Genomic DNA, 14,491 nt, shown 5'->3' with positions numbered 1-14,491 from the left:
TTTTAGTTTTAATCGTCACCCTCATTTGTTATCGAAGTACAAATAAATATCAATGAAGGCACTTATTGCCGAATATGCTGTATTCAATGATCCTGAACTTGCACCTGAGGGTGCAGCAATGCTTCGCGTTCTTACCAGAAGTTTTGAAAATTGCGGGTATGAAGTTTTGTCTCCGGAAAAAGGAGATTTTGCTGATGAGATTCGTCGCCTCGCGCCTGAATGTGATGTTGGTCTTGTAATTGCTCCTGATGACATACTGGGAAGATTTACTAAAATCGTCGAGGACAATACCCGGAATATTGGTTGTGGAAGTCTCAATATTGCAATATGCTCGAATAAAAAGCATACCGGTTCAATACTATCGGCTCATGGCATAGCTGTCCCAAAAGAAGTTTCAGAAGGTTACCGGCTTGTAAAAAGAATCAATGGAGTTGACGGTCTCAATATGAGGCTTACCTTTGATGAGGCCGGTGATGGTGAATTTGGTCAGGAGTATATTGAGGGGGAACATCTGAGTGTAAGTCTTGTTGGCAGCAGAGTGACAGGGGATGTCTGTCGCTCTTTTAGTGGAAAACCGCCTTTGGTTCTATCACTAAATCGCCAGTACATTAAAATGGATGACAATAAATTCCGTTATGGCGGCGGTGAAACTCCTGTGTCACATCCAAGGGAAGCTGAAATTATAGAAACCGCAATTAAGGTGATGAATGTTCTTGGCTGTCAGGGATATACGGGGATTGATGTTGTGGTTGCTGACCGGATTTATGTGGTTGACGTAAATTCCCGTCCGACAACAAGTCTTGTGGGAATTTGTGAAGTGATGGAAGAAGAGATTGCGGATATTTTAGTAGAGTCTTCAAAGGGGAATATTCCTGACGGGGTTCATCTCAACGGCAGGGTTTCATTTAATCCCAAAGGTGAGGTGACAAGACTTGAGTGATATAATCGGTGTTGATGTGGGCGGTGCGAATTTAAAAATTGTTGATGGTGATTCCGTTGTTATTCACTACTGTCCTATGTGGCAGGATTCTCCCCTGACAGAGATTTTAAGACCCTATTCCCATAAAAAAGCGGCAGTTGTAATGAGTGGTGAACTGGCTGACGGTTTTAAAAATAAAGAAGAGGGTATTCGTTTTATTGTGGATTCTGTAAAGGCAGGTATTCCTGATTCAGTGTTCTATGGTATGGACGGTTGTTTCCATGAAGATCCTACAGCACTTCTTGCGGCGGCTAACTGGCTAGCTTCAGCTGATTTTTTGCAGGAAGATTATCCTGATGCTGTTTTTGTTGATATGGGGAGCACAACGACCGATATTATTCCATTGAATTCTTTTGATTCATTAAAAGGTTTAACAGACCTGGATCGCCTGAGAAAAGGATATATGGTTTATACAGGTACATTAAGGACAACTGTGCCTGCGGTTTTACGAAGTGCAATTGTTAACGGATTTGAAACTCTCGTAAGCAGTGAATATTTTGCACAGAGTGCAGATGTTCACCTTGTTCTTGGAAACATTAGTGAGGATGATTATTCAACACCGACTGCTGACGGGACGGGTACATCATATGGGGAGTGTCTTCAGAGGCTTTCAAGAGTCGTCTGCTCTGATTTGAGTGAAATAGGGGAGAAAGGAGCACTTTCAATTGCACAGGCATTTTATGACGAGCAGAAATATCAGATAAAGCGGCAGGTGGAGCGTGTTATGGAAGAAACCGGTGCTTCTTCTGTTGTTGCTGCCGGAATCGGATCACATATCATTTCGGAAATATTCAACTGCAGAGATCTATCAAAGGAGATGGGTGTATATTCCGATGCTATGCCTGCATATGCCGTACGTGAGGTGGCAGAACGAAAAGAGAGATGCTAAGTCTTGTTTTATTTGCAGGATCTATTGGTCTTACTGTCGTATTTTACTTCTTAGGCCTGCCCTTTTTCTTTATGTTTTTGTTTATTCCGGTGATCCCTCTGCTTGGAAAACCAAAGAAAATAAAATATTGTCCTTTATGCGGATGGGCAACTTCCGGCGATGAACTGTACTGTCCTTATGACGGAGAGGCCCTTATTGCAAAAGGTAATTGAAATTTTTTTAAAAAATCTTATCTTCTTTTCTGCATGATCATCTGCATCATAAGCATACTTTTGGTCTGATCTGAATCAGGGATACCTGTCCCTGAGAGATTTAGAAGTGATATGGGAAAATTAATTCCGAAGAATTCAACCGATTGCGGACTGGGGATGTCACTTCTTTCATAATTTCTTACGCTTCCCGGATTCACAAAAATACTCATATTTTTTAATATTTTGGATATGTGGTTTGCCGGGTGTCTGTTTTTGTTTGCTATGCAGAAATCAACAATTGGTGTTCCCGTTCTTATGCCTGAATAGAATGGTGATTTTGCATATACGAGTTTGCCGCATTCCCTGCATCTGAATCTTTTAACATTGACGCAGACCTCTTTAGGATTTCCATCTTCCAGGACTGTTGCAAATTTTTTTCTCTTTATGTCATGACCGGCAAGTGCCCCTCCACATTCCGGACACCTTTCAGCTCTGTCAAAAGTGGTGTCCTGTATATCCATTATTCCACTTTGAATTAGTTCGCTCAACATCGGTGGAATGATCACTTTTTTCATGTTAAATAGTAATTCGTTCTCTTTGTAGATAAATTCCACTGTTTTTGAGCATGTTTAGGCTTTCCAAACAAGATTCTTAAATAATACTTCATCTAATTTTTTTGACAGAGGTAAATTCATGGAATTGAAATATGTAACAACAGTATGTCCTTTCTGCGCGACAGGATGTTCTTTCAACCTTGTTGTCAGGGATGGCAGGGTTGTAGGGGCAGCACCTTTTCAGCGTTCAGTTGTCTGTGACGGCAAGACATGTCAGAAAGGTCATTTTGCATATGAACTTGTAAACAGCGAAGGCAGGCTGAAAACTCCTCTTGTAAAAAGGGACGGAGAGCTTGTCGAAGCTACCTGGGAAGAGGCTCTTGGTATCATAGCAGACAGGTGCAGGGATTTTTCAGGAAATGATATTGCAGTGATTTCTTCGGCAAATGCAACTAATGAAGACATATTCGTTCTCGGCAGACTTGCAAAGGAAGTTTTTAAAACAGAAAATTTTACAAGCATGGCAGCATTTGGGGTAAATGCATCCGCCGGAAGCATTGCAGGCATTGCAAAGGCAGACTGCATAGTTGCGGTGGGTAATATTGCTGAATCACATCCGTTAATCGCACGAAGGATTGGGAATGCGATTGACAAAGGAGCAAAAGTTATCGCAATTGACTCATATGAAAGCCCCATGGCAGTAATGGCAACTGAGTTTGTCAAATCTGCACCTGGTGCTGAAATTGAGGCAATAAGTGACGCTGCAAAGTTTGTTGAAGGGGAAAATATTGTGGTGCTTTATCCGGTCGGAATGTCTTCATCGGAGGCAGCAGTTGCAAAAGCCGCATCAAAACTTGCAGAGGAGAAAGGGGGCGTTTTCTGTGCACTGCCCGCACAGTCTAACGGACGTGGTGCAATTGATCTTGGTGCTGCTGAAAAAAGTTTTTCAGAAGTAATTGACAGCGATTCAATAAAGGCATATTATGTGATGGGAGAAGATCTGGGCCCTATTGATGCAGGATTTGTTGTAGTTCAGGATTCGTTCATGACAGGCACTGCAAAAACAGCTGATGTTGTATTGCCTGCGGCAGTATTTGCTGAAGTTGATGGCACTTTCACCAATGCAGAGCGCCGTATTCAGCTTTTAAGAAAAGCTCAGGAGCCATCTGAAAACGTAAAGGCAAACTGGCAGATTGTCTGTGAAGTCGCATTAAAACTTGGTCAGGATTTTGGATATGAAACTTCTCAGGCAATCTTTGGTGAAATATGCCCGGGAATTACTTATGAAGAGATTTCAAAGGACGGTTATCAGACTCCTGCAGGAGAATCTGTTATTGCTGATGAATCTGCACCGGCTTTGGTTTCTGCAACAGAAGAATATCCATATGTTCTTGTAACCGGGCCTACAGCATGGCATGGCTTTGGAGGTGTTGGTACACTTTCTGAAAATTGTCAATCCCTGTTGCGTGAAGTTCCGGGAATGTTTGTTAAAATAAACACTGAGGATGCAAAAGAGCTTGATTTATTGAAAGGAGCATCTGTGAGGGTAATTACGGAAATTGGTGAGATAAAAGCACCTGTGAAAATTACAGATGAAGTTGAAAAAGGAATAATTTTCGTTCCGACAATGTGCATCGGTAACGAGTGTATCTGTATGCTTACAGGGAAAAAAAGGGCAAGAGCTGCAAAAATAGAGAGGGAGGTCTAGAAAAATGGTTGCAAAAGGCGATATGCTGCTGGCATGGGCAAAAGACCCGGAAGATCTGAAGAGAGGAGAATGTGGCGGTGCGGTTACATCACTTTTAAAATATGCACTTGAAAGCGGTATGGTTGATGCAGTACTTGCAGTCAAAAAAGGTGTTGATCTCTATGATGCCCGGCCTGTTTTAATTACAGAACCTGAAAAAATTTCTGAATGTGCAGGTTCACTTCACTGCGGTACACTTCTCATTCCAAAAATCATCAAAAAATATCTCAACGGTGCAAACGATATGAAAATCGCAGTCACAATGAAAGGCTGTGATGCAAAGGCACTCTATGAGCTTGCAAAAAGACAGCAGATCAATCTTGATAATATCATTTCTATTGGATTAAATTGCGGGGGTTCAGTAAGTCCTGTTGATGCAAGGGTTATGATTGAGGAGAAATTTGGACTTAATCCTGATGATATTGTAAAAGAGGAGATTGACAAAGGTCAGTTCATTGTTATAACAAAAGACGGAGAACACAGGGGAATCAAGATAGACGAACTTGAAGAAGAGGGATACGGGCGTCGTCTTAACTGTCAGCGCTGTAAAACAAAGGTTCCGCGTCAGTGTGATCTTGCATGTGGAAACTGGGGCGTAATCGGTGACAAGGCCGGAAAAGCAACATTTGTGGAAGTTTGTTCTGATAAAGGAGCTCTGCTTGTTGAAAAAGCAACCGGAAATACAATTGAGGCAGAAACAGCAAAAGGTCCTGGTCTTGAAATACGTAAGAAAGTTGAAAATGCGATGCTTAAACTGGGAGACAGATGTCGTAAAGAGCAGTTTGAAAAACTTGGTGATGGGCAGGATCGTCTTAAATATATTATGAATCAGACATCCCGCTGTATCAAATGTTATCAGTGTATTGATAATTGTCCAATATGTTATTGTGTTGAGTGCTCAACCAAAAAGCCGTACCTTGTGGAATCCGGAGATGTAACGCCGCCATTCATGTTCCATCTAATCCGTTATTCCCATGTTGCAGATTCCTGCGTGAATTGTGGTCAGTGTCAGGAACTTTGCGCCATGGATATTCCAAATGCCTTATATATGCACGCTCTTCAGCTTGAGATGGAAAATATGTTCGGATATGTGCCGGGAGTCAATATGGACCTGCCTCTCCTGTCACTTGTTGAGGAACCAAACGAACGAAGACGCCTCTCAGACACCGGTGATGATCAGATCTTTGATATATTTCAATAATTAAGATGCAAATATTATCTATAATTTTTTGAACTTTTTTTTAAATTTGATTATTCTCTGTGTTAGGATTATGTTAAGCAATTTAGTAATCTCTCAAATATTTCCAGACTAATTAAACAAATTGCACATCTCAATTTTCAGTTTTGAGAACCTGGTTGTAATAATAATTTTGTGAAAATTATGATTCTTTATAGTTCATTCATATTATATTCTGAAAAATCTTTATTTTTAAGAAAGAATTTATAATAAATTACATGTTTAATAATGACTAATTTTGGAAGTCAATTCCTCTAAAACGGGGTCTGTTTTTAAAAAAAGTGTGAAAATATCTTTTATATCATCAATTATGATGTAATTGTCTGTAATTGTGGCAGGTGTCAGTTTTTATGGGTATTTGAGAAATATTTTTTGCGTGGCTATTTCGACGGGTAATTGCTATAAGTTAACACTTGCAAAAAGTTAATATCTATGTTTCATTGGAGGACTCTGATTTTTTGATATATCTGTTAAAAAATTCTCTTTTTTCTGAATTGGATAATAACTCTTTAATACTACTAATTAGTGATTTTAAATTGCCTATAATGTATAGGTGGTTTGTTATTAGAACTAAAATATTGGAGAGGTTATAAAAATGGTATTTCATCCACCTGCAACAATAATTGCAAAAGTTGGAACTGCTGGTAAGGGCAAATGTGCACTTCCGGCATGGAACATGCTCCTCAGAGGATTTATGGCAGGAGCATATATTGCAATGGGTGCAGCACTTGCAACAGTCTGTTCAACAGGCGTATCAACTTTCCTTGGAGCTGGTCTGGGTAAGTTTGTTCTTGGTGCAGTGTTCCCTGTTGGACTTATTATCATCGTAATGACCGGTGCAGAACTGTTCACCGGAGACGCAATGTTTGCTCCAATGGCAGCATTCATTCATAAAACAAGCTGGGCATCTGTCCTTAACCTCTGGGTTTGGGTATATATAGGAAACCTCATTGGTTCACTTGTATTTGCATACTTCGTTGCATTTGGTCCATACACATCATGGTCTGCAACCGGTACAGCAACAGTAACTGCATTCGGTCTGACAGCAGTCAAGATCGCAGCAGGAAAGACCAGTTATATCGGACTCGCAGCAACATGGTCATGTTTCCTCAAGGCTATCTGTTGTAACTGGCTCGTTAACCTTGCAATTCTTCTCGGAATTTGTGCAGATGACGCAGTTGGTAAGATCTTTGGTATCTGGTTCCCAATCATGGCTTTCGTTGCCACAGGATTTGAGCACTGTGTTGCAAACATGTTCTTTATCCCTGCAGGTATTCTGACCGCTCCATTCCTTTCAGCAGATCAGATTGCAGCAGTAGGACCTAAGCTTGCAAACCTTGGCTGGGTATCAATGTGGACAAACAACATCATCGTTGTCACAATTGGTAACATCGTTGGTGGAATGATCTTTGTTGGTGTGCTTTACTACTATTCCTTCAAGAAGGATATTGAAGCATCCCAGTAAAATCCCAGTAAAAAATTTTTTTTGATGATTTTAAAATGAAGATTAAAAACAGAAATGTAAGAATTTCGATAATAAATATATTTGTTGTCGGAATGCTTGCATTATTCCTGATTTCCTACTTTGTATCAACCGGAGATCTTTCGTTTTTCCTGTTGGGAATAGTGTTATTGGTTCTTATGCTTTTGATTCCTCTAATGCTGAATTATATGAGCCAGGATCAGTATGCAGGTTTAATTCCTATATACGAAAGTGAAGCAAAGGATACACGAATAAAGAACATCAACTCTTCAATGATTGGCAATATTGTAAGAATTGAGGGTGTTGTGGAAAGAGTTCTCTTTAAGTCGCTCAACAGGCCACAGTATCTTGTAGCTGATAAATCGGGTGAAATATCTGTAAAGATGTTTACAACGCCGATTGAAGATGCAGATAAGGATGATGTGGTGGAAGTCTACGGGCAGATAATAAAGAGATATATATTTGTGGGAGATCCCGTTATAAATGCTGTAATAATCAGGAAACTGGATCGGAAATCCGATCAAAAAAAGTAATTTTAAAGAACTGTTTAACTTTGTTAAACAGGAATCTGCAATTTATGTGATTTAAAAATTAATTTATCTGTTTTAAGAAATTTTATAATGTAATAAAACAGGTGATTTTAATGGAAAAATCCGGATTTTATTCTATCCTCAGTAAAAATAAGTGGCTTATTGGTCCTTTCATCGCGTTTGCCGGTATAATTATCGGAATGTTATTTGGGGGCAATGAAATTTTAGGTTATGCGGGAGTTGCAGGCTGTGTTGTTGCATCTTTTGTTCTCGGGTTTATTGCATATACGATACCAAAAAAAGATATTGTTTCAATAATTGCTCCGATGTATGCAATTTTGATTTTTAATCCCTGGAGTGAATTTTCTATTGGTTTAACAATGCAGATACTTTATGCCGTGACAATATTTGCCATTGCCTACCGGCTTGAAAAGAAATTTATAAACTAAATATTCCCATCTTTTTAAAAATAATTCCGATTTGGAAATGAAATTTTAATGCGCTTTGATCAAATATTTTTATTTTTGTTTTTTTAATTTAGTTTTTAATTAACTATTTATATTGAATTTAACTCTTTTGTTAAAAATTACATATGTTGGTCAATTTTTACTTTAGTCAATGCATAATTCTTTTTTTTGGTATTTTCTCTCTTAAAAATCACAATGCTTAAATAAAGACAAAATCCAAAATTTGAATTAATAGAGGTATAGTTATGGACTTAAAATTCGTTCAGACAACCTGTCCATATTGTGGAACAGGATGTACCTTCAACCTCGCTGTCAAAGACGGCAAAGTTGTAGGGTCGGCACCATATCAGAGATCCCCTGTTAACTTAGGTAAGACATGCCCGAAAGGAACATATGCTTACGAATTTGTAAACAGCGAGGATCGCTTGACAACCCCTCTTATCAAGAAAGGGGATGAATTTGTAGAAGCAACATGGGATGAGGCGTATGCACTCATTGCAGAGAAATTCAAGGGATATAAGCCCTCTGAGATTGCATGTCTTTCATCTGCACGTACTTCAAATGAAGACAACTATGCAATGATGAAACTTGCACGTGGTGTCTTTAAGACAACACACATTGATCACTGTGCACGTCTCTGCCACTCTTCAACAGTTGCAGGTCTTGCTGCTGTGTTCGGTTCAGGTGCAATGACAAATTCAATTCCTGATATTGAAGAGTCAAAGTGCGTCTTCATCATTGGAAGTAACACCTTTGAACAGCACCCGCTTATCGGACGCCGTGTTGCAATGGCAAAGAAGAAGGGCGCCAAGGTTATCTATGCAGATCCAAGGTACACACCAACTGCACGTCAGGCAGACATTTACATGCAGTTTAAGTCTGGTTCAGATGTAGCAATTCTCAACTGTATGATGCACGAGATCATCAAGAACGGTTGGGAAGACAAAGAGTTCATTGCTAACAGAACAACAGGCTTTGAAGAACTCAAAGCAGTTGTAATGAAAGATGACTACTCACCTGAGAATGTAGAAAAGATTTCAGGCATTCCTGCAGCACAGCTCAGAGAAGCAGCAGAGATGTATGCAAAAGCAGGATCTGGAGCACTTCTTTACTCAATGGGTATCACACAGCACACTGTCGGTGTTGACAATGTAAAGTCAACTGCAAACCTCCAGATGGTTACAGGTTACCTTGGAAGGCCAGGCTGTGGTGTAAACGCACTTCGTGGACAGAACAATGTTCAGGGTGCCTGTGATATGGGAGCACTCCCTGTTGTCTTTACAGGATACCAGAAAGTAATCGACCCTGCAGCACACAAGAAATTCGCAGATGCATGGGGATTCCCTGACGGTATCTGTGAGCCTGCAAACGGATACGAAGTTACAACACTTATCAATGTTCTTGCTGACAAACCTGGTGAAATTAAGGGATTATACATCATGGGTGAAAACCCGATGCTCTCAGATCCAAATCTTAACCATGCAAAGCATGCACTTGAGAATGTCGAGTTCATGGTTGTTCAGGATATCTTCCTTACAGAAACAGCAGAACTTGCTGACGTAGTACTTCCTGCAACATGTTATGCAGAAAAGGACGGAACACAGACATCCACAGAACGCCGTGTCCAGAAATGGAGAAAGGCACAGGACCCGCCAGGACAGTCAAAACTTGACTGGAAGATTCTTGCAGAAGTTGCAGCAGCAATGGGCTATGCAGACCAGTTTACATGGGAAACATCAGAAGATGTATTCAATGAAATGGCATCACTCACACCATCATACCACGGTATGACCTATGAGCGTCTTGATAAGCCGGAAGCACTTCACTGGCCATGCCCTGAAGTAGACCACCCCGGAACACCGATCCTTCACACACAGAAGTTTGGAACCCCGGACGGACTTGGAATTCTGACACCTCTTGAATGGAAGGCTCCTGCAGAAGTTCCTGATGAAGAATATCCATTTGTACTCACAACAGGCCGCTGTATCTGGCACTGGCACACAGGAACAATGACAAGACACTCAGAAACACTTGATCATGAAGTTCCAACAGGCTGGATTGAGATAAACACTGAAGATGCAGAAAAACTTGGCATTGCAGACAAGGAAATCATCCGTGCAATAACACGCCGTGGCGAAGTTGAAGTGCCTGCAAAGGTCACAGACGACATCATGAAGGGCGTTATGTTCATGCCATTCCACTTTAAAGAGTGTGCAGCAAATATGCTTACAAACGATGCACTTGATCCAGTTTCAAAGATTCCGGAGTACAAGGCATGTGCTGTAAAGGTTGAGAAAATACAGGAGGCCTGAAAATGGTAGCTAAAGGAGATTTAATATATGCTTCAGCCAGTGATTCCGGTATCCTTGAGAAAGGAGAATGCGGTGGAGCAGTTACAGCCATCTTGAAGAGTGCTCTTGAAACAGGACTTGTAGATGCAGTTTTGGCAGTTAAAAAGGGATACGATGTCTACGATGCACGTCCTGTATTTATTACAAACCCTGAAGAAATAGCTGAAACTGCAGGTTCACTTCACTGTGGTACACTTCTTACACCAAAGATGATCAAGAAATTCCTCAATGGTGCAAGAGATATGAAGATTGCAGTCACCCTTAAGGGATGTGACGCAAAGGCAATGTACGAACTTGCAAAGAGACAGCAGCTTAACCTTGACAACATTTACATGGTCGGTCTGAACTGTGGTGGATCAGTTGCACCAATGACCGGCAGAAAGATGCTCACTGAAGTGTTTGAGATTGATCCTGACACAGTTGTCAAAGAGGAAATTGACAAGGGTCAGTTCATTGTCGAGACCGCAGACGGACAGCACAAGGGTATTTCCATTGATGAGCTTGAAGAAGCAGGATATGGACGCCGTGCAAACTGTCAGCGCTGCAAGACAAAGGTTCCACGCCAGTGCGATATTGCATGTGGTAACTGGGGAGTTATCGGAGACAAAGCAGGCAATACAACATTTGTTGAAGTCTGCTCTGACAAAGGTGTAGACCTCGTTGCAAAAGCAGAATCAAACGGTGCTCTTAAGACAGAGGCAGCCAACCCGAAGGGTGTTGAGATTCGCGCAAAGATCGAAGGCTCAATGCTTAAACTTGCAGACAAGCTTCGTGCAAAACAGTTCGCCGAAATGGGAACCGGAAAAGAGCGCCTGAATTTCATCATGGATGAAACATCACGCTGTATCAAGTGTTACCAGTGTATTGAGAACTGTCCAATCTGCTACTGTGTAGAGTGTTCCACAAAGAAAGGACACCTTGTAACACCAGGACAGGTTCCGCCACCATTCATGTTCCACCTGATTCGCTATTCACACATTGCTGATTCATGTATCAACTGTGGTCAGTGTCAGGAACTCTGTGCAATGGATATTCCAAATGCACTTTACATGCATGCAATTCAGATTGAAATGCAGGACATGTTCGGCTATGAACCTGGTGTTAACATGGATCTCCCATTACTTGCACTTGTCGAAGAACCGACAGAGCGCAAGCGTCTTAGTGACACAGGCTCAGATCAGATCTTTGATATCTTCCAGGAAGAGTAAATCAAAGATAAATTAATTTTTTTCAAATTCTAATGCAAATTATCTCTAATATATGAACGATATGCCTAAATGCAATATCATACGCCGTTTAATGAAAATTACGAATGTAATTTTCGCATAAACCTGTATGAACCAAATCAGGTTCCACAGGTTTTTGATATAATGCTGTTTTAAAAAATATTCATCGTGGGTAATCCCTGATATAACCTGATATTCTGAATTGGTTTGTAATACCCGGAGTCATTAAAAAAGAAATTTACCGTTTAACTCTCTTTTTTTGCGGGATGAATAAACTTGCAAAAAAACCTAATGATAATATGATTGCTATGGCATCAAAACTCGATTTCATTGCCTTTGATATTGCGTTGTCAACAATAAATTCAACATCTTTTTTTAATTCATCAGGGATTTTTTCAATTTCCGGAGAAGATGAAATGTCATTTTTACCTGATGTTTCCTGCATTTTATATGCCCATTCCTGAAGTTCTTCTGCAATTTCTTCAGATGTCATATCTCCAGAAATATCAAAAGATCCTATCCCTGATATAAGACCGGTAAAAAGTGCAGTGAATAGAACAATTCCTATAAGTGCAGTTCCAATTGATGTTCCAAGTTGTCTTGTTGTATTAAGTATCCCTGATGCATCACTTTCCTGTTCTTTTGAGGCAGAAGAAAGTGTAAGATTCGTAAGTTGTGAGAGGATAATACCAACTCCGATTCCGAAAACTATGGAGCCAAAAATTAGATCTTCAATCACAGTCTTTAAACTAAAGACATCCCTTAAAAGAACTGTTCCTATGAGAGCTATCAAAAAACCTGCCATTATAAGATTTTTTGGTGAAGTAATGGATGTTAGTTTGCTCGCTGATATTGAAAAAAACAGAATTGAAAGGGATAATGGCAGCAAAGCAACACCGGTTAAAAATGCATTTATTCCTGTTACTGATTGAAGAAATACGGGTATAATAAATAAAACTCCGGCTATGACAATATTTTGGATCATACCGACAATATTTCCTATACTAAATGTACGGTTTTTAAACAGATCAATATCAACAAGCGGATATCTGTTTTCTTCTTTCAATTTTTTCTGCCATAAATAAAATCCGCCAAGTAAAATCATACCAAATCCTATTAAAACCGGAATGATATTCCACATATTGAAATTTTTTATTGAAAGAATACCGATTATAATGAGTGAAAGTCCTGCAAATGAGAGTGTTGTTCCAAATATATCTATATCCTTAAAGTTCATTTTCGGTTTTATTTCAATTAACAGATATGAAAATATGATAATTGTAATTACAACCAAAAGTTCAAGCCGAAATGCCCAGCGCCAGCTGTAAAATGTGGTTAAAAATCCTCCAACTATTGGTCCGAATGCAGCACCTGCAGCACCTACACCCCCCCATAAGCCAAAAGCAAAGAGTCTGTCCTTTCCTTCATATGTTCCGGTTAAAAAAGAGGCTGTTGCAGGCAGCATAAATGCAGCACCAAGACCTTCTAAAATTGACCATCCGATTAAAAGAATTTTTATATTCCAGCTCATTGATGCAAGAAAAGTGCCTGCCCCATAAAATGCAACACCAAGCATGAAGGTTTTCTTCCTTCCGATGACATCCTGCATTTTACTTCCAAATAGCATAAATGAAGCCATAATCAATGCATAAATCGCTATTGTAAACTGAATGGCAGTAAGGTCTGTATTCAAATCCTCTACCAGTGCAGAGATTGACACATTCATTATTGTGGTGTCTATAACCATTATAAAAACAGCCAGACATGTAACAATTAAAACCCCCCATTTTGTATCAAATCGAAAAGACATTAAAAAACACCTTTGATATATACGGAAATATACTATTGACGGAACAGTTTAATGATATTAATAATATCTATATGTTTGTCTTAATTATTTCAGAATTGATCTACTGTTTTATAATAAAATAATTTGAGTTTAATTAATACTTTGAGGCTTCTGTTGGTGCTAACTAAATGATTTATCGCGGACACTATTATGAGGTATGAAATATTAATGATACTCTTTAGGTGGATTGTCATGACTCTTAAAAAAAAGATGTCTTTGTTTGTGTTTATATTAACTGTAGTAATTCTTTTAACGGCTTCAGGGTGTGTAAACCAGTCCGAAAATGTAAAATCATCATCAGGAGTATTGTTCGGTGACAGCTGTCCGGCAGAACCTGTTGTCTGTCCCGGCTGTGATTATGATGATATATCAGATAAAAATTTAAAATGTGCAAATCTATCCGGTGCAATGCTTTCAGGGAAATATCTTATCTCTGTCAGTCTGAATTCAGCAAACCTTGAAAAAGCCAACCTTAATCATGCCTATTTAAGATTTGCTGATTTAAGTAATGCAAATCTTAACGGGGCTTATATGGAATATGTTGATTTTACAGGTGCTTCACTTGAAAATGCTATGTTGAAAAATACGAGAATTATTGATGGGGAATTTTCAAATGCAAATCTGAGGGGGGTTATAATTACTGACTCTTACTCTCCTTCTGTGAATTTTAAATTTGCAGATTTAAAATATGCAGTTCTTAAGGATTCCATTCTTCTGGGATCGGATTTTACCGGTGCTGATCTTGAAGGTGCTGATCTTTCCAATACAAATTTTGCACTTTCGTATTTCATTAATGCCAATTTAAAAGGTGCAAAATTGAAAGGAGCTGATCTGAATGGTACTCTGTTGACAGGGGCAACATGGATTAACGGAAGTGTTTTTCAGGAGGATTTTCTAAAATAAAACTGATCTATGCATCCGGTGATTTCTCATAAAACGGGTGTGAAGACTTTTTCTTCATTACTGTTTTTAATGGAAATGGCACTGT

At 39.5% G+C, this 14,491-nt stretch carries 13 protein-coding genes; 11 read left to right on the top strand and 2 right to left on the bottom strand.

Going from position 1 to position 14,491, the window contains the following annotated elements; all coding sequences use genetic code 11:
* Positions 1-52: 52 nt before the first annotated feature.
* From F1737_RS05630 to F1737_RS05620, 3 genes are read left to right on the top strand one after another with little or no spacing between them, the layout of a single operon-like run.
* Positions 53-940 (top strand): ATP-grasp domain-containing protein, encoded by an 888-nt coding sequence (locus F1737_RS05630; RefSeq protein ID WP_317137799.1) that lies wholly within the window; start codon positions 53-55, stop codon positions 938-940.
* Positions 933-1,868, top strand: coding sequence for a hydantoinase/oxoprolinase family protein (locus tag F1737_RS05625; protein ID WP_317137798.1), 936 nt, complete (start codon positions 933-935; stop codon positions 1,866-1,868). Before F1737_RS05630 ends, F1737_RS05625 begins: the two co-directional genes overlap by 8 nt.
* A complete protein-coding gene (locus F1737_RS05620; protein WP_317137797.1) occupies positions 1,862-2,080 on the top strand; it encodes a hypothetical protein in 219 nt (72 codons plus the stop codon). Before F1737_RS05625 ends, F1737_RS05620 begins: the two co-directional genes overlap by 7 nt.
* A 17-nt stretch (positions 2,081-2,097) precedes the next feature.
* On the opposite strand, the gene F1737_RS05615 is transcribed toward F1737_RS05620, so the two are convergent.
* The gene (locus F1737_RS05615) at positions 2,098-2,610 is read right to left on the bottom strand and encodes a hypothetical protein (protein WP_317137796.1); all 513 of its coding nucleotides are present in this window, start codon (positions 2,608-2,610) and stop codon (positions 2,098-2,100) included.
* 142 nt (positions 2,611-2,752) lie between these two features.
* Between F1737_RS05615 and F1737_RS05610 the strand changes: the two genes are divergently transcribed.
* The 7 genes from F1737_RS05610 to F1737_RS05580 all read left to right on the top strand — a co-directional run bounded on the left by F1737_RS05610 (position 2,753) and on the right by F1737_RS05580 (position 11,636).
* Positions 2,753-4,321, top strand: a complete 1,569-nt coding sequence (locus F1737_RS05610; RefSeq protein ID WP_317137795.1) for a molybdopterin oxidoreductase family protein — start codon at positions 2,753-2,755, stop codon at positions 4,319-4,321.
* A 4-nt stretch (positions 4,322-4,325) separates the two neighbouring features.
* Positions 4,326-5,561: a Coenzyme F420 hydrogenase/dehydrogenase, beta subunit C-terminal domain gene (locus F1737_RS05605; protein ID WP_317137794.1), complete on the top strand. Its 1,236-nt coding sequence runs from the start codon at positions 4,326-4,328 to the stop codon at positions 5,559-5,561.
* Between the two features lie 631 nt (positions 5,562-6,192).
* Entirely contained in the window at positions 6,193-7,062 is an 870-nt protein-coding gene (locus F1737_RS05600) for a formate/nitrite transporter family protein (RefSeq protein WP_317137793.1), read from the top strand.
* 35 nt (positions 7,063-7,097) lie between these two features.
* Complete coding sequence (locus tag F1737_RS05595; protein ID WP_317137792.1) at positions 7,098-7,613, top strand: nucleotide-binding protein; 516 nt, start codon at positions 7,098-7,100, stop codon at positions 7,611-7,613.
* A gap of 110 nt (positions 7,614-7,723) precedes the next feature.
* Entirely contained in the window at positions 7,724-8,059 is a 336-nt protein-coding gene (locus F1737_RS05590; protein ID WP_317137791.1) for a hypothetical protein, read from the top strand.
* Between the two features lie 263 nt (positions 8,060-8,322).
* On the top strand, positions 8,323-10,389 hold the full coding sequence (gene fdhF / locus F1737_RS05585) for a formate dehydrogenase subunit alpha (RefSeq protein WP_317137790.1): 2,067 nt from the start codon (positions 8,323-8,325) through the stop codon (positions 10,387-10,389).
* 2 nt (positions 10,390-10,391) lie between these two features.
* Positions 10,392-11,636 carry a Coenzyme F420 hydrogenase/dehydrogenase, beta subunit C-terminal domain gene (locus F1737_RS05580; RefSeq protein WP_317137789.1) on the top strand — a complete coding sequence of 415 codons (1,245 nt, stop codon included), beginning with the start codon at positions 10,392-10,394 and terminating at the stop codon, positions 11,634-11,636.
* A gap of 256 nt (positions 11,637-11,892) precedes the next feature.
* Here F1737_RS05580 and F1737_RS05575 read toward each other — a convergent pair whose 3' ends face one another.
* Positions 11,893-13,464 (bottom strand): MFS transporter, encoded by a 1,572-nt coding sequence (locus F1737_RS05575; protein WP_317137788.1) that lies wholly within the window; start codon positions 13,462-13,464, stop codon positions 11,893-11,895.
* Between the two features lie 189 nt (positions 13,465-13,653).
* Here F1737_RS05575 and F1737_RS05570 point away from each other — a divergent pair, with 189 nt between their 5' ends.
* Positions 13,654-14,406, top strand: coding sequence for a pentapeptide repeat-containing protein (locus F1737_RS05570; protein ID WP_317137787.1), 753 nt, complete (start codon positions 13,654-13,656; stop codon positions 14,404-14,406).
* Positions 14,407-14,491 lie beyond the last annotated feature (85 nt).

This window comes from Methanoplanus sp. FWC-SCC4 (assembly GCF_032878975.1).
GTDB lineage: Archaea > Halobacteriota > Methanomicrobia > Methanomicrobiales > Methanomicrobiaceae > Methanochimaera > Methanochimaera problematica.
The sequence above is the reverse complement of the archived record's forward strand: the minus strand, read 5'-3'. Positions and strand labels throughout refer to the sequence as shown.

Coding starts and splice junctions, on each gene's coding strand:
- F1737_RS05630 (WP_317137799.1), top strand. CDS start 53: ATGAAGGCACTTATTGCCGAATATGCTGTATTCAATGATCCTGAACTT.
- F1737_RS05620 (WP_317137797.1), top strand. CDS start 1,862: ATGCTAAGTCTTGTTTTATTTGCAGGATCTATTGGTCTTACTGTCGTA.
- F1737_RS05615 (WP_317137796.1), bottom strand. CDS start 2,610: ATGTTGAGCGAACTAATTCAAAGTGGAATAATGGATATACAGGACACC.
- F1737_RS05610 (WP_317137795.1), top strand. CDS start 2,753: ATGGAATTGAAATATGTAACAACAGTATGTCCTTTCTGCGCGACAGGA.
- F1737_RS05605 (WP_317137794.1), top strand. CDS start 4,326: ATGGTTGCAAAAGGCGATATGCTGCTGGCATGGGCAAAAGACCCGGAA.
- F1737_RS05600 (WP_317137793.1), top strand. CDS start 6,193: ATGGTATTTCATCCACCTGCAACAATAATTGCAAAAGTTGGAACTGCT.
- F1737_RS05595 (WP_317137792.1), top strand. CDS start 7,098: ATGAAGATTAAAAACAGAAATGTAAGAATTTCGATAATAAATATATTT.
- F1737_RS05590 (WP_317137791.1), top strand. CDS start 7,724: ATGGAAAAATCCGGATTTTATTCTATCCTCAGTAAAAATAAGTGGCTT.
- fdhF (WP_317137790.1), top strand. CDS start 8,323: ATGGACTTAAAATTCGTTCAGACAACCTGTCCATATTGTGGAACAGGA.
- F1737_RS05580 (WP_317137789.1), top strand. CDS start 10,392: ATGGTAGCTAAAGGAGATTTAATATATGCTTCAGCCAGTGATTCCGGT.
- F1737_RS05575 (WP_317137788.1), bottom strand. CDS start 13,464: ATGTCTTTTCGATTTGATACAAAATGGGGGGTTTTAATTGTTACATGT.
- F1737_RS05570 (WP_317137787.1), top strand. CDS start 13,654: ATGAGGTATGAAATATTAATGATACTCTTTAGGTGGATTGTCATGACT.